Genomic DNA, 19,842 nt, shown 5'->3' on the forward strand with positions numbered 1-19,842 from the left:
CGCAGCTACTTCGACCGCGGGCGCCTTCTACACCGCGGCGAAACCCACGCGGCCGCTGGTGGAGGTGCCGATTTCGACGTAGGCCACCTTCGAGGCCTGGATCAGGTACTTGCGACCCTTCTCGTCCTCGAGGGTCAGCACACCACCCGAACCGCTCAGCGCGCCGGATACCAGCGCCTCGACCTCCTCGGGGGTCTGCGAGCTGGCGATCACCAGTTCCCGCGGGCTATCCGAAATGCCGATCTTGACCTCCACGGCCAACCTCCTAGAGTCCAGATGGTGTCGCTGCCCAGGCTAGTGCAGCGAGGGGGCCGGCGACGATGCGCCTGCCTGTGCTGTCAGCGAACAGCCGCCGGTCCGGCGGCCGTCGCGGGCGGCTCATCCCAGGCTCAGCACTCGCATCCGCTCGGCATGCGAGTTCTGCATCCGCTCGAACAGCGCCGCCACCCCGTTGAGGTCGCCGGTCGCGGTGAGGACCAGTTCGGTCAGCTCGTCGCGCTGCGCCATGACGTACTGCGCCTGGGTGATGGCCTCGCCGAGCAGCCGGCGGCCCCACAGCGTGAGCCGGTCGCGCTCGGAGCGGCTGACGGTGACCGCCCGGCGCACCTCCTCGATGACGAATTCCGAATGGTGGGTTTCGGCCAGCACGTCGCGCACGACCGCGGCCACCTCCGGCGCCAGCGCATCGGCGAGCACCGCGTAGAAGTCGGCGGCGATACCGTCGCCGACGTAGAACTTCACCATCGACTCGAGCCAGTTCGAGGGATCGGTCGAGGCGTGGTAGTCGTCCAGGGCCCGAACGAACGGCGCCATCGCGTCGAAGACGTCGACGCCGCGGCCCTGCAACGCGCGCTCGAGCGTGGCGAAATGCTCCATCTCGGCGGCCGCCATCTTCGCCACCGCGACCTTGCCCCGCAGCGTGGGCGATAGTTTCGCCTCTTCCGCCAAGCGGTAGAACGCGGAGATCTCACCGTAGGCGAGCACCGCGAACAGGTCGGTGACACCGAGATGGTCGGCGGGGATTCGATGATCGGATTCGGTCGAAACACCCAGCGCGCCAGACGTGTTTGCACCCATGGCCACCACCCTAATAGGTCGACGCCCGGAGGGGGCGGCGGCGCGACGCCGAAAGGAGTTCCCCCACGAGCCGCGCTTCACACCGGGATGTCCGAGCCGACGAATAACTGCTTCCCCGCCACGGCCGGGTCATGCCTGGTCGCCCAGGAATTTCTCCAGGTAGCTCCAGGTGGTGTCGCGAGCGATCAGGATGCCCAGATGACTGCCGGGTGAGGTCTCGTACCGCACCTCGCGGGCGCCGGTCAGCGTCCGCTGCCCGTGCGCCACCGCCGCAGCGGGTGTGATGACGTCGTCGGTCCCGCCCACGAGCAGGACCGGCGCGGTGATCTCCGCCAGCGCGATCGGCCGGGCGCCGACGTGCACCACACCCGCACCGATGTCGTTGGCCAGCATGAACCGGCTCCACAGCTGGTTGTAGAAGCGGCCGGGATAGCCGGGCAGCTGCGACTGGAACCGGTCGATGGTCTCCATCCGGGCCAGCGTCGCGGAATCGGTCAGATTGCTCGCCAGAAACAGCGGACGGCGCAATTCCCGGTCCCAGGCCGCGGCCCGGTAGGCGATGCGGGTCAGCGGCGCCGGGACGCCACCGGTCGCGCGGATCAGCGTCGAGACGGTGCGCCCGCCGTCGATCCGGGCCAGCGCGCGGACCTGCGGAACACCGTTGACGCGGTTGTAGTCCAGCGGTGCGCCGACCGCGGTGACGGAGCGAATCGGCAGGGTCGCGTCGGCCGCGGCGGTGAGCAGTGACAGCACGCCGCCGAGGGACCAGCCGACCAGATCGACCGGAGCTCCGTCGCGATCGGCCGAGACGCGCCGCACCGCCTCGGGCAGGATGTCGTCGACCCAGTCCTCGAATCCCATGCGGCGGTCGGCGAAGCCGATCTCGCCGTAGTCGACGAGGTAGGGGCGGCGGCCGATCTCCAGCAGGAAGCGGGCCATACTCTGGTCCGGGCGCAGATCGAAGCACACCGCCGGGGCCGCCAGCGGCGGCACCATCAGCACTGCCGTGTCGTCGGCGGGCGGCGGTCCGGCGGGATCGACGTCGAAGCGGCGCAGCAGCCGGTGCGGTTCGTCCCAGAGCACTGTCGAGGGAGTGGGGACGGGCGCTTCGATGCCGTCGCCGAAGGTCAGCGCCCATGCGTTGCGGGCCGCGACGCCCACGGTCTCTGCCAAGCTCACAGCGACCAATTTATCGTGTGACACACCGTCTCACATATGTGGGCTGGACCACGCCGCGCCGGACCTCTCGCGGACCCGGCGAGCGAAAGCCGACATATCGACCTCGCGCCACGCGCCCGCACGCTTGCGCGAAATCACCGTTCCGGCCGACCGCGCAATTTCGCGGGTCACGATGAATTGCCGTGTGCCGCATACGGACCGGAGACCGAGCAGCGGACGGCGACAGCGGGAGCGAGGCGAAGAAAGCTATCACGCTACAATCTCTATGGGCAACGGAAATTTTCGCTCGCACCGCCATATCCCGGCCGGCTAATCGGGACCGGTGGTCGAGGCAGTGCGACAAGGGGTAACCGGGGCCCGCCGAAAATGTGCGCGCACCAGATCCGCGACCCCTTTGCGCCGCGCTCGGACAGCGATCCGGGTGGCGAGAGTGCAGGTGGAACCCGCCGGAAATGTGGTGGCCGGAAATCCGGTCCCAATCCACCCTCGTGCGCGCTGGATGCGACAAACACGAGGAAGGCACGAATCCTGAGCAAGATCACCGTCGAACAAGAACCCGGGTTGGCGGACACGCTGCTGACAGCGGAACTCGACTCCACCCACACCACTCCGACATTCGCCGAATTGGGCGTTCACCCCGAAATCGTGCGCGCTCTCGGCGAGATCGGAATCGAACACACTTTCGCCATCCAGGAGCTGACTCTCCCTCTCGCGCTGGCCGGCGACGATCTGATCGGCCAGGCCCGCACCGGTATGGGCAAGACCTTCGGATTCGGCGTACCGCTGCTGCACCGAATTTCCACCGCGAATTCCGGCACCACGGCATTGGACGGCACCCCCCGCGCACTGGTCATCGTGCCGACGCGGGAACTGTGTGTCCAGGTCACCCAGGATCTGGAGAATGCCGGTAAATATCTGAGCAATCAGCAGGGACGCCTGCGCGTCACCTCGATCTACGGCGGCCGTCCCTACGACGCGCAGATCGCCGCGCTGCGCGAGGGCGTCGACGTGGTCGTCGGCACCCCCGGCCGCCTGCTGGATCTGGCCGAGCAGCAGCATCTGATTCTCGGCAAGGTCGGCGTCCTCGTGCTCGACGAGGCCGACGAAATGCTCGACCTCGGCTTCCTGCCCGATATCGAGCGCATTCTGTCGATGGTTCCCGAACAGCGTCAGACGATGCTGTTCTCGGCGACCATGCCGGGACCGATCATCACGCTGGCCCGCACATTCCTGCACAAGCCCACCCATATCCGGGCCGAGGAACCCTCCGATTCCGCGGTGCACGATCGCACCGCGCAATTCGTCTACCGCGCGCACGCGCTGGACAAGAGCGAATTGGTCGCGCGGATCCTGCAGGCCGAGGGGCGCGGCGCGACCATGATCTTCACCCGCACCAAGCGCACCGCCCAGAAGGTGGCCGACGATCTGGCCGACCGCGGTTTCGCCGTCGGCGCGGTACACGGCGATCTGGGCCAGATCGCGCGCGAGAAGGCGCTGGACAAATTCCGCAAGGGCAAGATCGACGTGCTGGTCGCGACCGATGTCGCCGCCCGCGGTATCGATATCGACGACGTCACCCACGTCGTGAACTATCAGTGCCCGGAGGACGAGAAGACCTACGTGCACCGCATCGGCCGCACCGGCCGGGCCGGGCGCACGGGTGTCGCGGTCACGCTGGTCGACTGGGACGAGCTGCATCGCTGGGAGAGCATCAATTCCGCGCTGGGCCTGGGCATTCCCGAGCCGGTGGAAACCTACTCGCGCTCCGAGCACCTGCGCAGCGATCTCGGCATTCCGGAGAACGCGACCGGCACCGTGCGGCGCGCCCCCGCGCGCGAACCGGATGCGGTCGTGGAAGAGCGGGAGGCACGCCAGCCGCGCAAGCGCAACCGGCGCCGCACCCGCGGCGGCAAGGCGGTCGACGCGGCCGAGGGCACCACGGCCGAGTCGGCAGAGTCGGCGACGGACACCGCGGAAAGTGCTGCGGGGCAATCGGTTTCGGCCGAACAGCCCGCGAGCGACGCGGCCGAGGGCGACAAGCCGGCACGGCGTCGTCGCCGTCGGCGTCGTAAGCCCGCCGCGGAGGGCGAGACTACCGGCGGTGATGCCTCGGCAGCCGAGTCCGGTGGTACGGCAACGGGTGGGGATCAGACTGCCGCATCGGCCTAGTCGCCGGATCGGTTAGTCTCGCTGACGTGCTCGCACCCGAGCGGCGGACGCGCGCCGACCTCTATGCCGCAGTCGCGATCGCCGTTGTCGTGGCGATCGCGGCGGTTGTCGTGTGGTCGACGAGCGACGCCCGCGGCACCGAATCCGATCCCGCGGCACATCCGGCTTCGGTGGCGCCGACGGCCGATCGGCTGCCGGACGCCCTCACCGAGCGGTGGCACGCCCCGGACGGCGTCGCCGCGCGGGCGCTGACCTCGAGCGGCGTCGCCGTCACCGGTGACGGCGGCACCGTCCGCGGCCTCGACGCCGCCACCGGGCGCGAGCTCTGGAAATATCAGCGCGATCTGCCGCTGTGCGCGCTGGAGAGCCAATTCGCCACGGTGATCGCCACCTATCGCGATCCGCGCGGTTGCAGCCAGACCACGATGCTCGGCGCGGAGGACGGGCGGCGGCGCACCGCGCGCAGCAGCTATATGGACTCGCAGGTCCGGCTGTCGACCGACGGCACCTACGTGCTGGCCCAGGGACCGCGCCGGCTGGAGGTGTGGCGGTCGGATCTGGTCCGCACGCTCGAATACGGCTACGTCGACGCGCAGGTGAACCCGCACACCCAGCCCCGGCGCGACTGCACGCTGCTGTCGGCGGCCTCGGGCGGCAGCCGCCTGGCCGTGCTCGAACGCTGCCCCGACGACGCCGCGGACCGGCTGACGGTGCTGAATCCGGCACCCAAGGACGCCTCCGCCCCGGAGGAGTACGGTTCGCACGTCTTGACCGAACCCGGAGCAGCGGCCGGCAACGCCCGCGTCGTGGCGGTCGCGGACAATCGGATCGCGCTGTATCTTCCCGGAACCGATGTTGCCCCACCGGAATTCGCGATCTACGACGCCAACGCGAATTCGCTTGCGGTGCATCGTCTTTCCGCGCCGATCGCCGACAACAGCACGGTCACCCGGCTCGGCTCGGCGTATTTCGTGTTCACCGGCAACAGCGTGATCGCTTTGAGCGCGAGCACCTTCGAGCCGCTGTGGACCGCACCGGACGCCCTGGGCGCACCGGCGATGATGGCGGGCAACGTCCTGGTGCCGATCGCCGACGGTATCGCGGCGCTCGATCCGGGCAGCGGCGCCCAGCAGAAGCGGATCCCGTTGCGGCGCAGCGACTATCACGGGGAGCCGATTTCGCTGGCCGTGAGCGGTCCGGTGGTGCTGGAGTTGCGGGGCGGCCGGCTCTACGGAACCAGCTGAGCCCACGCCTCGATCCGTCCGCCCGGCCGCTCGCACGGTGCGGCATGATCGAAATCATGAGTGCATCGGACAGGGACTATCGGCTGGTGCTGCTGCGGCACGGCGAGACCGCGTGGTCGGCGGCGCGCAAACACACCGGGCGCACCGATATCGCGCTCACCGAACGCGGCGAAGCACAGGCCCGGGCCGCCGGGAAGGTCGTGGCGGGACTCGGCCTGAGCGATCCGCTGGTACTGACCAGCCCGAAGCAGCGCGCCGTGCGCAGCGCCGAACTGGCCGGGCTGCCCGATCCGCGAATCGACGACGACCTGGTCGAATGGGATTACGGCGACTACGAGGGCCTGACCACCCCGCAGATCCGCGAAACCGCGCCCGGCTGGACGGTCTTCACCGGCGACGTCCCGGGCGGTGAATCCGCCGATGCGGTCGGCGCGCGGGCCGACCGGGTGCTGGAATCGGTCGCGCCCGCGCTGCGGATGCGCGATGTGGTGCTGGTCGGGCACGGGCATTTCTCCCGGGTGCTGATCGCGCGCTGGGCGGGGTTCGCGGCCCGGGAGGGACGGCGATTCTTCCTGTCGACCGCCGCGATCAGCGTGCTGGGCCACGATCACCAGGCCGCGACGATTCTGGCGCACAACATCGTGCCGCCCGAGGCGAGCCGAGAATCCGACACCAAGGCGAGCCGAGAATCCGATACCGAGGCGAGCCGAGAATCCGACACCGAGGCGAGCCGATGATTCGCCGCGCCACGCCCGAGGATGTGCCCGCCCTCGTCGACCTCGTCTACGACCTCGCCGACTACGAGAAGGCGCGCGAACAGTGTGCCTTGACGGCCGCCGACCTGCACTCCGCCCTGTTCGGTCCGGCGCCGGCGCTGTTCGCCCATGTCGCGACCGTCGATGGGCGGGTCGCCGGATGCGCGATCTGGTTTCTGAACTATTCGACCTGGACCGGTAAGCACGGCATCTACCTGGAGGATCTGTACGTCCGGCCGGATGCGCGCGGCCGCGGCCTGGGCACGGCGCTGCTCGCCGAACTGGCCCGCGCGGCCGTGGCCAACGGGTACACCCGGGTGGATTGGTCGGTGCTGGACTGGAATACGCCCTCGATCGAGTTCTACCGCGGGCTGGGCGCGGTGGCCCAGGACGAGTGGACCGGGTTCCGGCTCGCGGGTGACGCGCTGGCGCGGCTCGCCGATTCCGGAGAATTCTGAGAATTCCGCGCGCCGGTGTCGATTCCGCGGCGGGGTGCGCGTCGAAGAGTTGAATGGCTCGAAAGGCGGGCCACCCACTCGGAGGACGAAACCATGTCGCAATATCTGATCCTCATCTACCAGGACGAGCGTGCCGTGGCCGAACCGGAGTCCGGCAGCGCGATGCTCGACAGTCACCGGCAGTTCGGCGAGGCCCACGCGGCGGCGCTGCGCGGCGGAAACGCCTTGCACCACAGTCACACCGCCACCAGTGTGCGGCCGGACGGCGCCGGTGACTTCGTGATCACCGACGGCCCGTTCGCCGAGACCAAGGAGCAGCTCGGCGGCTACTACCTGATCGAGGCCGAGGACCTCGACGCCGCGATCGCCATCGCCCGCCGCGTGCCGATGAGCTCCGGGGGCGTGGAAGTGCGCCCGGTCCTCGAATTGAGCTGAGCCGCACCGTGCTCGACGACCGCTCCCCCGGCCCCGCCCGCACCGACCGCTCCACCGACCGGGTCGCCGCGGCGGTGGCCGACGCGCATCGCCGGGAGTGGGCGTTCGTACTGGCGGCGACCGTGCGGGTGACCCACGACCTCGAGCTCGCCGAGGAATGCGTGCAGGACGCGTACGCGCAGGCGCTGGTGCGATGGGCCGCGGACGGGATTCCGTCCCGGCCCGCGGCCTGGCTGACCACGGTGGCGCGCAATCGCGCACTGGATCTGCTGCGCCGGCAGTCCACCGCGCGGCGTGCGTTGCCGTTGCTGATCGCGGACGAAAAAACCACCGGGACAACCGATTTCGATGCCGTCGATCCGTACGATCCGCAGTTCCCCGACGACCGCCTGCGACTGATCTGCACCTGCTGCCATCCGGCGCTGGCACCGCAGACCCAGGTCGCGCTCACCCTGCGTCTGGTCTGCGGGCTCACCACCGCCGAGGTGGCGCGCGCCTTCCTGGTGGCCGAGCCGACGATGGCCGCGCGGATCACCCGCGCCAAGAAGAAGATCGCCGCGGCCCGGATTCCCTACCGAGTACCGGGACCGGCCGAACTGCCCGAGCGCATCGAGGCCGTGTTGGCGGTCGTGCATCTGCTGTTCACCACCGGGCACACCGCACCGTCGGGCGACGACCTCATCCGCCGCGATCTGACCGAACGCGCCCTCGATCTGGCGCGGATGCTGCACGGTCTGCTGCCCGGGGACCCGGAGATCGCGGGCCTGCTCGCGCTGCTGCTGCTCACCGACGCCCGCCGTGCGGCGCGGGTGACGCCCGGCGGCGCCATGGTCGCGCTGGCCGATCAGGACCGCGCGCGCTGGGATCGGGAGGAGATCACCCAGGGCATCGCGCTGGTGCGCTTCGCGCTGGAACGGCGGCCGGGCCGCTACGCGCTGCAGGCCGCGATCGCCGCCGTGCACGCCGAGGCACCCAGCTACGCCGCCACCGACTGGCAGGAGATCCGCGGACTCTACGACGTGCTGATCCGGATCTGGCCGTCGCCGGTGGTGGCGCTCAATCGAGCCGTCGCGATCGGGATGGCGGGCGATCCGGCCGCCGGGTACGCCGCACTCGACACCCTGGCCGCCGAACCGCAGCTGGCCGGGTACAGCTACCTGCCCGCCGCGCGCGCCCACTTCCTCACCGAACTCGGGCGGTTCGACGAGGCCCGGCTCGCCTACTCCGAGGCCCTGCTGCTGACCGAGAACGCCGCCGAGCGCGACTTTCTCGACCGCCGCCTGGCCGAGCTCGACCGACGCGCGTCCGGCCGCCACAACGGCCGCTGAGGCGCCGTTTCGCGCGGTCGCGGGCATAGGGTGGACCGATGGATGTGACCGTTCGTCCCGTGACGGAATCGGAAGTGCCCGAGCTGGCCCGCGTGCTGGGTCTGGCGTTCGACGACGATCCGATCATGCGGTGGTGCATACCCGCCGGACGCTCCCGGCCCGCCCGCGCGGCGACCATGTTCGGCGTGCTGATCCGGCATCTGTACCTGCGGCACGGGGCGGTGGACGCGGCCTTCGATCCGTCGGGCCGGATCGTCGGGGGCGCGGTGTGGTCGCCGCCCGGGCAGTGGAATTCCTCGGACGCCGATCAGCTGCGGATGCTGCCCGCGCTGGCGCGGGCGTTCCGGCTGCGGCTGCTCGCCGCCGGGCGGATGTCGGATCGGATGAGCAAGGCGCATCCGCACGAACCGCACTGGTATCTCGCCATCGTCGGCACCGATCCGGCGGTCCGCGGCAAGGGGTACGGGCACGCCCTGCTGGCGCCGCGGCTGGCGCACTGTGACGAAACCGGCGCGCCCGCGTATCTGGAATCCAGCAAATTCGCCAATATCGCCTATTACGAGCGCTACGGCTTCGATCTGCGCGGCGAACTCGACGTCACCGGCGGCGGACCGCTGCTGTGGCCGATGTGGCGTCAGTCCGCGACGTCGTAGGCCTGGGCCATCCAGCGCACCGACGGCGGCGAGAAGATCAGGCCGAGGGTGACGAGAGCGAGCAGCCCGACCGGAATGCCCAGTTCGAACCGATGCGAGCTGAGCATGTACCACGCGGCGGGCAGCAGCAGGACCTGCGCGATCACCACGATGGCCCGGCCCCAGCGCTTTCCGCGCAGCAGGCCGATACCGGCGGCCAGCACCGCGCCGGCCAGGATGACGAACCAGGCGGCGGTGCCGTAGGCCGATTTCGCGGAGGTGTCGGCCGAGGTGATGCCCTGCACCAGGAGCACGATCGCGATGATCACCCCGATCAGGCCCTCGAGCGTGGCCAGCGCACCCGCGCCGCGCACGGTGCCCGGAGTCGGGTCGGCCGCGCCGCCGGTGGTGCCGCCGGTGCTCTCATTGTCCGCGTTCTGCTTCGCCACTCGCCCAGCGTAGAACCGCGCGAACCGGGCCTCGCACGCGTGGTCACCTCCGCGGCGGGATTCGGCGGCGATCGCTCAGTAGGCTGCTCAGGGTGCGGACGCTGTTGATCGTGAATCCGAATGCCACCTCGACCACTCCGGCCACGCGGGATCTGCTCGCCCACGCGCTGGAGAGCCGCACCCAGCTCATCGTGGCGCATACCCAGCATCGTGGTCACGCCGCCGAATTGGCGCAGTGGGCCACCGATGCCGAGATGGACCTGATCGTGGTGCACGGCGGCGACGGCACGGTCAACGAGACCGTCAACGGATTCCTCCCGCTGCCGGAACCGGGCACATCGGCCCCGCCGGAACCGGGCACATCGGCACGGCCGCAATCGGGCGCGTCCGCATCGGCCCCCGCCGGCGCCGTGGAATCGGCCGCCGCGCGACGAGCGGGCACCTGGATCCCGCGGTTGGGCGTGATCCCGGGCGGTTCGGCGAACGTGTTCGCGCGTTCGCTGGGTATCGAAGCGGATCCGGTGGCCGCGACCAATCAGCTCATCGACCTGCTCTCGCTCGACGGCGGCGACGCCCATGCCGGCGATCGCCGGATCGGCCTGATGGTCGCCGACGGTCGCTGGTGCGCGTTCAGCGCGGGCGTCGGGTTGGACGCCGACGTGTGCGAGGCGATCGATCGCAGCCGCGCAGCGGGTCATGCCGCGACACCGGCCCGGTATCTGCGCACCACGGTCCGGCAATTCTTCCGGGCCAAGCGGCGCGAGCCCGCGATCACCGTGCGTGTGCCCGGCCACGATCCGGTGCCGGGCGTGCATTACGCCTTCGTGACGAACACCAGTCCGTGGACTTATCTGGACAGCACTCCGGTGCGCACCAATCCGGGGACGACGTTCGAACGCGGGCTCGGTGTGTTTGCGATGCGGACCATGGGGGTATTGCCGACACTGTCGGTCGCCAGGCAACTCCTGGCGTCCGATGGAGATCCGAAGGCCCGCAATTTGTTTCGCGTCGACGATGTAGCTTCGGTGCGAATCGAGGCCGACGACGAGGTCGGCTTGCAAATCGATGGCGACTTCATCGGCCGCCGCAACGTGGTGGATTTCACCTCGGTGCCGGAAGTGCTCGAAGTGGTCGCTCCCGAGCCGGATTCCGCCCGACACAACTGAGAAACCTCGCAGTTGCGCTGCGGAAACCAGCACAAGCGAGTACAAAGGACTCCGCAGGCCCGGCTTTTCAGGGCTTTAGAGCGTGAGCTTCCCCACGGTGCACCCGAAGGCTATTGACATCTACGGTGTTCGTGAAAGCATTCACAAGCAACCGTGCGGAAACATTCGAGACGCACAAGTGAACGGACCACAAACCAGCGGCGCCTTACGGCGCCCATGCAAAGGAGCAGAGGAATGGACTGGCGCCACAAGGCCATCTGTCGCGACGAGGACCCCGAGCTGTTCTTCCCGGTGGGTAACAGTGGTCCGGCGCTCGCGCAGATTGCCGATGCCAAGCTGGTCTGCGCCCGCTGCCCCGTGACCGCCGACTGCCTGTCCTGGGCCCTGTCCTCCGGACAGGATGCCGGCGTGTGGGGTGGTATGAGCGAAGACGAACGCCGGGCGCTGAAGCGGCGCAACGCCCGCACCCGCACTCGCAGCGTCGTCTGAGACGCGCGGCGTTACCGGCCCGTAGTAACCGCACAGCCCGACCGGTAACGCATTTCGGCCCGGCACCGGAAAGGTGCCGGGCTTCACTGTTTTTGTTGCCGGATTGTTTTCCCGCTCTATTTCACATAACCGTTCGACGGCGATTCGGACTTATCCGATTTCCGCGACTCGCATGTGCGCGAGGCGCTGTTTCAGCGCGCGTTGCGGCGACCCAGCGGCACCCGCAGCACGGCGTCGGTGCCGATATCGGCGCCGGGATGCAAACCGATCGAGCCGCCGAGTTCCGCCGTCACCAGAGTGCGCACGATCTGCAATCCCAGCCGATCGGAACCCTCGAGGCTGAATCCCTCCGGCAACCCGCGTCCGTCGTCGCTGATGATGACATCCAGCCACCGCGCCGACCGCTCGGAACGTATTGTGACAGTGCCGTTTTCGCCCGCATCGAAGGCATGCTCGATGGCGTTCTGCACCAATTCGGTCAGCACCATCACCAACGGGGTCGCGCGTTCGGCCGAGAAAACTCCCAGCGAACCGTCGCGGCGGACCTTGATGCGCGCGGTGTGCACGGTCGCCACATCGGCCATGATCGGCAGCAGGCGATCGACCACCTCGTCGAGGTCGACCTCCTCGTCCACCGACATCGACAGCATTTCGTGCACGGAGGCGATGGAGGTGACGCGGCGCACCGACTCGGTGAGCGCCACCCGGGCCTCTTCGTTCTCGGTGCGGCGGGCCTGCAGGCGCAGCAGTGCGGCGACGGTCTGCAGGTTGTTCTTCACCCGATGATGGATTTCGCGGATGGTGGCGTCCTTGGACAGCAGCGCCCGGTCGCGGCGCTTGACCTCCGTGACGTCGCGGACCAGCACCGCGGCCCCCGCCAGTTCACCGTGCGGGCGCAGCACCAGCGTGCGCAGCAGTACCGTCGCGCCGCGGGCCTCGACCTCCATCCGGCGGCCCGATTTGCCGGCCAGGGCGGCCTGGATGTCGCTGACGACCTCCTGCGCGTCGAACGGATCGGTGATCAGCGAGCGGGTCGATTGGGCCAGATCCTGTCCGGCCAACTCGCTCTGCAGGCCCATGCGGTGATACGCCGACAGCGCGTTCGGGCTGGCGTAGACGACCAGGCCGGCGGTGTCGAGGCGGATGAAGCCGTCCCCGGCGCGCGGGCTGGAATGTGAGCCGGTGCGGTCCTCCAGGGTGGGGAAGGTCCCGTCGGCGATCATCTGACACAGATCGTCGGCGCAGCTCATATACGCGTGCTCGAGGCTGCCACGGACCTTCGAGCGCTCCATTTCGGTATCGCGGCCGAGCACGGCGATGACGTCGGTGCCGCAGCGCACCGGAATACCCTCGCGGATGACCCGCCCCGGAGTGGGGTGGTAGACGCCGGTGGATTCGCCGTCGCCCTCGACCCGCACGATCTCCCCCGAACTCAGGGCCTGGAAAATCTGCGGATGTTCCTGACGCGACGCCAGCGATCCGACCAGATCGTCGGGCTGGACCGTCGGGGCGGTCGTGGGCCGGCATTGGGCGACGCAGACCACGTCGGCCCCGTCGGTCACCGGACCGATCCCGACCCACAGTTGCAGATCGGCGAACGACAGGTCGGCCAGCAGCTGCCAATCCCCCACCACGCGCTGCAGATGATCCACCGCCGCACCGGGGAGATCGGTGTGTTCGGCGAGCAGATCACTAAGAGTGGACACGGGAACAAAGGCTACGGCACCGGCCCGCGAGCCGAAGTCGTGTCGCGGCGGAAGCTACGAGATGACGGCGATCAGATCGCCCTTCTGCAGGACGTCGCCCGGTTTCACATTGATCGAGGCGACGGTGCCGTCCGCCTCGGCCACCACCGGGATCTCCATCTTCATCGATTCCAGCAGCACCAGGGTGTCGCCTTCGCGCACCGCCGCGCCCTCGTGCGCGACGATCTGGAAGACGGTGGACACCATCTCCGCGAGCACTTCCTCAGCCATGACACCCTTCCGGTCGATCGGCCCGTATCCGCTGACGGTACAGCCAACCACATCCGTACCGAGAGCGTTCGATCGCTCGAAAGATACCGGGCCGTAGGCGCTGTCGCGCCGGTTATGCGGTGGTGCTCACCTTGACCCAGGTGTTGTTGACCGCGGCCGTGCCGGACAGCGGGTCGACCAGTGCCGGGTCGTGGAGGAGGTTGACGTTGGCGCCCGGGAGGGAGGCGGCGACCCGCCAGCCGACGCCGGGTTCGCGGTGGCCCCAGCCGTGCGGAATCGCGACCGTGCCCGGGCGGATATCGTCGCCGACTTCCAGGGTCACCACGATGGAACCGCTCGGCGAGGTGACGGTGACCGGTTCGCCGTCGGCCAGCCCGCGCGCACCGGCGTCGGCCGGATGCATGAGGACGGTGCAGCGATCGCGGCCCTTCACCATGGCCGGGACGTTGTGCAGCCACGAATTGTTGCTGCGCAGATGGCGACGGCCGATCAGGCGCAGATCGAATCCGTCGGCTCCGGCGGGCGGCGTCGCCGGCAGGTCGGCGAGCAGTTTCGCCACCTCGGTGCGGAAATCCTCCGGCGCCAACCGGACCTTGCGGTCGCGGGTGCCGATCAGCGTGCGCAGGCGCGGGCGCAGCGGTCCGAGGTCGATGCCGCCCGCTGAGGCGCGCAGCTTGGTGACGGTCAGGCCCGCACGGCCGCGGCGCAGCACGCCGTACGGACCGGCCGCGATGCCCAGAGCGGCCAGCCGCACCGGCGAGAGGCGTTCGAACATCGCGTTCAGCATCCTGCCGGTGAGCCGTCGCGCCGGCAGCGGCACCACCTCGGTGACCAGCCGCGCCATGATCTGCCAATCCTCGAGGCCGTCGGCCGGCGGCTCGAACACCTTGGCGTCGTAGCGCAGATTGTTGCGCACACTGAACACCGGGAACAGCAGGTTGACGTCCTCACGCTCGAGCTGGGACACCGGCGGCAGGATGATGTCGGCGTGCCGGGTGGTCTCGGTGACGTACATGTCCACGGCCACAAAGAAATCCAGCGATTCCAGCGCCGCGTCCAGACGCCCGCGCTGCGGCGTCGACAGCACCGGATTGCCGGCATAGGTGACCATCGCCCGGATCTGCCCGCGGCCCTCGGTGAGAATCTCGTCGGCCAGCGCCGCCACCGGCAGTTCGGAACGGAAGGATTTGTAGCGGCCCGAGCGGTCGGTCCACGCGCCGTGGCCCATCGGCAGGTATTTGCCGTAGCGGGCGGCGTCGACCGGCGCGGTCGCGAACATCTGCCCGCCCGCCCGGTCCAGATTGCCGGTCACCGCGTTGATCGTGTTCACCAGCCAGTGCGTGAGTGTGCCGGTCACCTGCTGGCATACGCCGATCCGCGCGTAGAGCACGGCCGAACGGGCCGCGGCATGGTCGCGGGCGAATCCGCGAATGGTCTCGGCGTCGACACCGGCATGCGGGGCCGCCAGTTCGGGCGTGCACTGCGCGACGGTCTCGCGCAGTTCGTCCCAGCCCGAACAGCGCGCACGCACGGCCCGCTCGTCGCACAGCTTCTCGTCGATCAGCACATTGAGCACGGCCAGCAGCAGATAGACGTCCCCGCCCGGGACGACCGCGATGTGCTGGTCGGCCAGTCGTGCGGTCTCGGTGCGGCGCGGATCGATCACCACGACCGTGCCGCCGCGCTCACGCACCCGCTTGATGCGCTGCTTGGCATTCGGCATGGTCGTCACCGACCCGTTCGACACCGCCGGATTCGCACCCAGGATCACCAGCCGGTCGGTGCGGTCGATATCGGCGACCGGCATCAGGACATTGGATCCGAACATCCGCCAGGCCGCGAACTCCTGCGGTAACTGATCGATCGAGGAGGCGGAGAAGAAGTTGCGGGTCGCCAGCGCGACCCGCAGCAGCACGCCGTACAACACCGAAGAACTGTGTGCCGCAGGGTTTCCCAGATACATCCCGATGGCGCTCGGACCGTGCTCGGATCGGATCCGGCGCAGCCGCTGCCCGATCTCGCGGAAGGCTTCGTCCCAGCCGATCGGCTCGAACCGATCGCCGACGCGGCGTACCGGCGTGCGGAGCCGATCCGGGTCGTGGTGCAACGCTCCCATCGCCGTGGCCTTGGGACAGATATATCCCTCGGACAGCACATCGTCGGGATTTCCCTCGATCCGGACGACGCGGTCGCCTTCGACGGTGACCCGGATTCCGCAGTGCGCCTCACACAGGGTGCACTGTCGAGAAACAATGCGAGTATCCATGGCACATCCTCTCACGCGGGGCATCTCGCAGCGTACCGGCGCCCGCGGCCTCGGTACAGCCCAGCCGGATCGGCCGTTACCGCCCGCGGATCTCGTAGAGCAGGGTGCGGCCGTCACGGACGACCGTACGCACGGACTGCCGGTAGGTCGTGTGGCCGCCGTCGGGCCGATGCTCCTCGATATCCACATCGAACAGATCCGGCTCGCGCGTGGTGATGTGAACGCAGTACGTGGTCCCGGGCGGGATCACCGTGTCGATCGCCTGCTGCAGACCGGCGGCGGCGGCGACGTTGACGGTGTCCGGGGCGACGAAGGCCTGGGCCCGCTCACCGCTGCGCTCGGTGTAATACGAATACTCGAATCCCAGAATGGAATTCGGCCCGTCGGTGATGCCGCCGGCGCCGTTGCCGACGACGATGCCGTCGTGCGACTCGGCCGGGCACGCCGGAGTCTGCGGCGGGGCCGGGGCGGATGTTTCGGCGGATCCGGCCGGGGCCGAGGTCGTCGCGGTCGCGACCGCCGCGGCGGTACCCGGCTCCTTGCGCGCGACCGTCACCGCCAGCGCGATTCCGCCACCGGCCAGCGCCAGCACGACGACGGCGGCCGCGGCGGCGATCCACCACCTGGGCCGACGGGGCCGGCGCGGCGGCCGGATGGAGGGAGCCAGTGCGAGCTGGATGGCATCGGGATCGATCGCCCATTCCGGCGACTCCGGCGGCCGCCGCACTATTCGCGGCGGCGATGCCGCTGGACGCGAATCGCGAAGCGGGGGCGGCTGCGGCGGACGGGGCGGCGTAAACCAATCGGCCGAGCCGACCGGTGGGCCGAACGGTTGCGGCACGGGTCCGGGCGGCCGGTTGGATTCAGAACTCATCACATCCCTCACGCCCGCTGCTGTCCCGCGGGGAAGACGATGCCAGCACTTGCCCCGGCACACAACCGGAAGCCGCTCCCAGCACTGGGAGGTACTCCTTGCCATGCACGGGCGACCTTGGCTACGGACAGTCGTCGGAGGCTCTCGCGGCAATCACGCGGAGAACGCATCGGCCGGAGCCCAAGTAATACGAATCAGCTATTACTATCCGGAATCGATGCTTCGCCGTCACCGGTCCGGCATGACCACTCAGGATCGCCCTCTCTCCCGCGCACTCCGAAATTCCCCCATTCATCGCGGCGTTTTATGTCTTTTTCGACCGTCGCGTATTTTCGCGCCAGATTTTCCTACCGCCATCGCGGCATCGGTCGCCGCGACTGTAGACTCCGCCGCAGAAAGAATTGTGCGGACATATTCTCTCCCGCCTGCACAATATCCGGTCAGGAGTAATCATGACGACGAAAACGGTCCGCGATGCGAGCAGCGGTCTCCACGTCACCGCCGAACAACTGACGCCGCGTGATGCGGTATTCGTCTACGACGAGTTCGAGCGGCATCCGTCGAATATCGTCGCCGCCTATGTCTTCGCCGGTGGGGCGGAACCGGAAGGCCGGTCGGTGAGCCGGGCCCAGGTGCGGGCCTGGATGCGGGAGCGGCTCGGTTACGCATCACTGTTCCACCGCCGCTTGGAACGGGTAGCGGGCGATGTCGACCTGCCGTACTGGGTTCCCGACCCCGGCTTCGACATCGATCATCACGTGACGATCGAGGAGCGCGCGTCATGGTCCTGGAACGAGGTGCGCGGCCACCTGGCCGAGATCGCCGCGGCCCGGATGGATCTCACCCGGCCGCCGTGGGAACTGCACCTCTTCGATGGTGTGCGCGGTTTTCCCGGGACCGCCGATCCGGTGACGATCGTGGTGCTGAAGTTCCATCACAGCGTCGGCGACGGGGTGGCCACCCGCGAACTCGAACGGAAACTGTTCGGCACCGCGGACACTCATCCTCCGCTTCCCACGACCGTTCGCCGCTGGTCGCGGCCGGGCGCGCTGGTGCGGGCCGCCGCCGTTACGCCGTATCGGTTCACACGTTTCGTCTCCGGCGTGGCCCGCACGCGGGCGGCGGCACGCACGGTTGCAGCCAAGGCGGCGGAAAACCTACTCCGCGAACCGATTCCGCTGCGGCCCGCCACGCGCTTCAATCGCCGCATCGGCACGACGCCCGTCTTCGATCTGGTCACCCTGCCGCTCGCACAGGTCAGAGCGGCGAAAGCGGCCTCCGCCGAGCGCATTACGGTCAACGACCTGCTGCTGTCCGTCGTCTCGGGCGCGCTGTCGGCCTATCTCGCCGAGCAGGGCGAAACGCCGTCCGCATCGCTCGGTGCGATGGTGCCGATCTCGATGCGCGGGCTCGCGCAGTGGAATTCGGCGAACCAGCTGTGCCAGATGTCGGTGGACCTGCACACCGATCTCGCCGATCCACTGGAACGCCTGTCCGCCATCCGGAACTCCGCGCGGGCGGAGAAGCGGCGCTGGGCCGACCCGGCGGTCATCGCCCGCGAGGGCCGCATGCAGACCTCACCCGCCTGGCTCTTGCGCCTGGCCGGATGGGCCCGCGCGCAGCGGGTTTTCGATGAGGTCGACACGGTGCCGCTGTCCAACACCACCGTCAGCAATGTGCCTCCGGTCGCGGACCGGCTGGAATTTCTCGGCGCACCGGTGCTCAGCGTCTTCGGTGTGCTCCCGATCATGGACGGCGACGGGCTGCGGCATCTGATCACGTCTCAGGGCGAGCAGGTGGTGATCGCGGTCAGCTCCGATACCGATATGCTCCCGGACCCGGCGCGGTACGGCGAACTGCTGCTGCGCTCGTTCCGGGAGCTGAGTGAGCGGCTCGCCGCACAACGGTGACGGACCGCGCGGCGGCGGGCGGAGCGGCTCAGTTCGCGCCGATCGCCGCCGCCATCATCGGCCACGATTTGTGCAGGTCGTCCTGCCAATAGCCCCATGAGTGGGTGCCCGCCGGATGGAAGTTGTAGGTGATGTCCGTGCGTCCGAGTTCCCGGGTGCGCTCGGCGAGTTTGGTCGTACAGTAGTTCGCCGCCGATTCGATACCGCCGCCGAGCAGGACCTGATTGGCCAGCACCTCGGTGTTCGCGCGCACGCTCGGGTCGGCGAGACTGTCGTGCCGGCCGGGGAGCCCGCTCGCGCTGGAGATGTACATCGGAATCCGCGGCAGCCGGTCGGCGTGCAGATACGGATCGTGCGCCTTCCAGCCCTCACCGCCGACCGGTCCCCACATATTCGTCGCATCGCCCTTGCCCAGGCCGATCACCAGGCTGACGAACGACTGACCGAGCGGATCGCTGGTCATCGCGCAACCGCTGTACGCCGAGACGCTCCGATAGAGCGCCGGGGCCTCGATCGCCAGATCCAGCACCGAGGTACCGGCCATCGAGATGCCGGCCAGCGCATTGGCGCCGGTGGTGCCGAAGGCCGAATCGATCACGGGCGGTAGCTCGTCGGTGAGGAAGGTGGCCCACTTGTTCCGGCCGTTGTTCTTCAGTTTCTTCGCCAGGCCCGGGTCGTCGCGCTCCCAGTCGGTGTAGTAACTGAACGCGCCCTCCATCGGGATCACCACGTTGACGTGCTTGTCGGCGAAGAAGTCCGCGGCATCGGTCTGCGCCAGCCAGGTCGCGGCGTCCTCGCCACCGCCGGCGCCGTTGAGCAGATACAGCGTCGGCGCCGGGGTGCGGGAGTCCTTCGCGGGCAACACTTGCAGCGGGATATCGCGATCCATCGCCGGCGAATGGACGCTGATCCGGACTACACGCCCGGGGCCCGGGGTTTCACCGACGATATGGGCCGCCGGAGCGGCCGAGCCGATCGGCGCGACCGACGTCCACAGCAGGGCGGCCGCACCGAGATATGCCGTCAACCAGGCGATCCCGCGCACCGTGCCGGTCCTCTTACCGCTCGACACCACTACCACCTCTACACAGCACTGTGGGGGCGCACCCGGTTCGAGTGAGCCCCCACCATCGACGACTGGATTATTTTCCGGCGGCCGGGGTGCCACCGCTGAGGGTGATGAGCGCATTCACGATGGTGGTTCCGACCGAACCGGCGCTCTGCGTGCCCATTCCCAGAATATCGATGAGCGATCCCATACTTTTCTCCTAAATATCCGTGCCACGAGCTGCCGCGCGCAACTCGATGAATACGAGCGGTTTCGTCGAATTACTTGACGATGCTTCCGAGCGAACCGAGGAAGGTTTCCCACAGCCCGTCACCCGCAACTGCGGAACCCAGGGCCGGAATCAACGCGGTAAGCAAGTCGCCCATC

Annotated in this window: 19 protein-coding genes; 10 read left to right on the forward strand and 9 right to left on the reverse strand. The window is 68.8% G+C overall.

Features of this window, described 5'->3' with window-relative positions; all coding sequences use genetic code 11:
• Positions 1–27: 27 nt before the first annotated feature.
• The 3 genes from AC5592_RS17840 to AC5592_RS17850 all read right to left on the reverse strand — a co-directional run bounded on the left by AC5592_RS17840 (position 28) and on the right by AC5592_RS17850 (position 2,256).
• A complete protein-coding gene (locus tag AC5592_RS17840; RefSeq protein WP_036504454.1) occupies positions 28–255 on the reverse strand; it encodes a DUF3107 domain-containing protein in 228 nt (75 codons plus the stop codon).
• Positions 256–378: 123 nt separating this feature from the next.
• Positions 379–1,077: a ferritin-like fold-containing protein gene (locus AC5592_RS17845; protein WP_036504456.1), complete on the reverse strand. Its 699-nt coding sequence runs from the start codon at positions 1,075–1,077 to the stop codon at positions 379–381.
• A gap of 129 nt (positions 1,078–1,206) precedes the next feature.
• Entirely contained in the window at positions 1,207–2,256 is a 1,050-nt protein-coding gene (locus tag AC5592_RS17850) for an alpha/beta fold hydrolase (protein ID WP_063064886.1), read from the reverse strand.
• 561 nt (positions 2,257–2,817) lie between these two features.
• On the opposite strand from AC5592_RS17850, the gene AC5592_RS17855 reads away from it, so the two are divergent.
• The 7 genes from AC5592_RS17855 to AC5592_RS17885 all read left to right on the forward strand — a co-directional run bounded on the left by AC5592_RS17855 (position 2,818) and on the right by AC5592_RS17885 (position 9,298).
• Entirely contained in the window at positions 2,818–4,425 is a 1,608-nt protein-coding gene (locus tag AC5592_RS17855; protein WP_063064887.1) for a DEAD/DEAH box helicase, read from the forward strand.
• A gap of 26 nt (positions 4,426–4,451) precedes the next feature.
• Positions 4,452–5,669 (forward strand): Rv3212 family protein, encoded by a 1,218-nt coding sequence (locus AC5592_RS17860; RefSeq protein WP_063064888.1) that lies wholly within the window; start codon positions 4,452–4,454, stop codon positions 5,667–5,669.
• Positions 5,670–5,725: 56 nt separating this feature from the next.
• Positions 5,726–6,406, forward strand: a complete 681-nt coding sequence (locus AC5592_RS17865; protein ID WP_232329409.1) for an acid phosphatase — start codon at positions 5,726–5,728, stop codon at positions 6,404–6,406.
• Positions 6,403–6,882, forward strand: a complete 480-nt coding sequence (locus tag AC5592_RS17870; RefSeq protein ID WP_063064889.1) for a GNAT family N-acetyltransferase — start codon at positions 6,403–6,405, stop codon at positions 6,880–6,882. The genes AC5592_RS17865 and AC5592_RS17870 overlap by 4 nt, the downstream gene beginning before the upstream one ends.
• 93 nt (positions 6,883–6,975) lie before the next feature.
• The gene (locus tag AC5592_RS17875; protein WP_036504463.1) at positions 6,976–7,317 is read left to right on the forward strand and encodes a YciI family protein; all 342 of its coding nucleotides are present in this window, start codon (positions 6,976–6,978) and stop codon (positions 7,315–7,317) included.
• 8 nt (positions 7,318–7,325) lie between these two features.
• Positions 7,326–8,645 carry an RNA polymerase sigma factor gene (locus AC5592_RS17880; protein WP_063064890.1) on the forward strand — a complete coding sequence of 440 codons (1,320 nt, stop codon included), beginning with the start codon at positions 7,326–7,328 and terminating at the stop codon, positions 8,643–8,645.
• 59 nt (positions 8,646–8,704) lie between these two features.
• Positions 8,705–9,298, forward strand: coding sequence for a GNAT family N-acetyltransferase (locus tag AC5592_RS17885; protein ID WP_232329410.1), 594 nt, complete (start codon positions 8,705–8,707; stop codon positions 9,296–9,298).
• Here the strand turns inward: AC5592_RS17885 and AC5592_RS17890 are convergent.
• On the reverse strand, positions 9,280–9,726 hold the full coding sequence (locus AC5592_RS17890; RefSeq protein WP_232329411.1) for a hypothetical protein: 447 nt from the start codon (positions 9,724–9,726) through the stop codon (positions 9,280–9,282). The genes AC5592_RS17885 and AC5592_RS17890 overlap by 19 nt on opposite strands.
• A 92-nt stretch (positions 9,727–9,818) precedes the next feature.
• Between AC5592_RS17890 and AC5592_RS17895 the strand changes: the two genes are divergently transcribed.
• The gene (locus tag AC5592_RS17895; RefSeq protein ID WP_036504465.1) at positions 9,819–10,892 is read left to right on the forward strand and encodes a diacylglycerol/lipid kinase family protein; all 1,074 of its coding nucleotides are present in this window, start codon (positions 9,819–9,821) and stop codon (positions 10,890–10,892) included.
• A gap of 234 nt (positions 10,893–11,126) precedes the next feature.
• Positions 11,127–11,381: a WhiB family transcriptional regulator gene (locus AC5592_RS17900; RefSeq protein WP_030516005.1), complete on the forward strand. Its 255-nt coding sequence runs from the start codon at positions 11,127–11,129 to the stop codon at positions 11,379–11,381.
• A gap of 191 nt (positions 11,382–11,572) precedes the next feature.
• Here AC5592_RS17900 and AC5592_RS17905 read toward each other — a convergent pair whose 3' ends face one another.
• The 4 genes from AC5592_RS17905 to AC5592_RS17920 all read right to left on the reverse strand — a co-directional run bounded on the left by AC5592_RS17905 (position 11,573) and on the right by AC5592_RS17920 (position 16,497).
• Positions 11,573–13,087, reverse strand: coding sequence for a sensor histidine kinase (locus AC5592_RS17905; RefSeq protein ID WP_036504467.1), 1,515 nt, complete (start codon positions 13,085–13,087; stop codon positions 11,573–11,575).
• 54 nt (positions 13,088–13,141) lie between these two features.
• Positions 13,142–13,357: a biotin/lipoyl-binding carrier protein gene (locus AC5592_RS17910; protein WP_036504493.1), complete on the reverse strand. Its 216-nt coding sequence runs from the start codon at positions 13,355–13,357 to the stop codon at positions 13,142–13,144.
• 112 nt (positions 13,358–13,469) lie between these two features.
• Positions 13,470–15,623: a molybdopterin oxidoreductase family protein gene (locus AC5592_RS17915; protein ID WP_063064892.1), complete on the reverse strand. Its 2,154-nt coding sequence runs from the start codon at positions 15,621–15,623 to the stop codon at positions 13,470–13,472.
• Between the two features lie 76 nt (positions 15,624–15,699).
• Positions 15,700–16,497: a DUF8176 domain-containing protein gene (locus AC5592_RS17920; protein ID WP_157121984.1), complete on the reverse strand. Its 798-nt coding sequence runs from the start codon at positions 16,495–16,497 to the stop codon at positions 15,700–15,702.
• A gap of 452 nt (positions 16,498–16,949) precedes the next feature.
• Between AC5592_RS17920 and AC5592_RS17925 the strand changes: the two genes are divergently transcribed.
• The gene (locus AC5592_RS17925) at positions 16,950–18,407 is read left to right on the forward strand and encodes a wax ester/triacylglycerol synthase family O-acyltransferase (protein ID WP_063064894.1); all 1,458 of its coding nucleotides are present in this window, start codon (positions 16,950–16,952) and stop codon (positions 18,405–18,407) included.
• 28 nt (positions 18,408–18,435) lie between these two features.
• On the opposite strand, the gene AC5592_RS17930 is transcribed toward AC5592_RS17925, so the two are convergent.
• Positions 18,436–19,383 carry an alpha/beta hydrolase gene (locus AC5592_RS17930; RefSeq protein WP_063064958.1) on the reverse strand — a complete coding sequence of 316 codons (948 nt, stop codon included), beginning with the start codon at positions 19,381–19,383 and terminating at the stop codon, positions 18,436–18,438.
• Between the last annotated feature and the right edge of the window lie 459 nt (positions 19,384–19,842).

It is taken from the genome of Nocardia violaceofusca NBRC 14427, assembly GCF_963869435.1.
Taxonomy (GTDB): domain Bacteria; phylum Actinomycetota; class Actinomycetes; order Mycobacteriales; family Mycobacteriaceae; genus Nocardia; species Nocardia aobensis.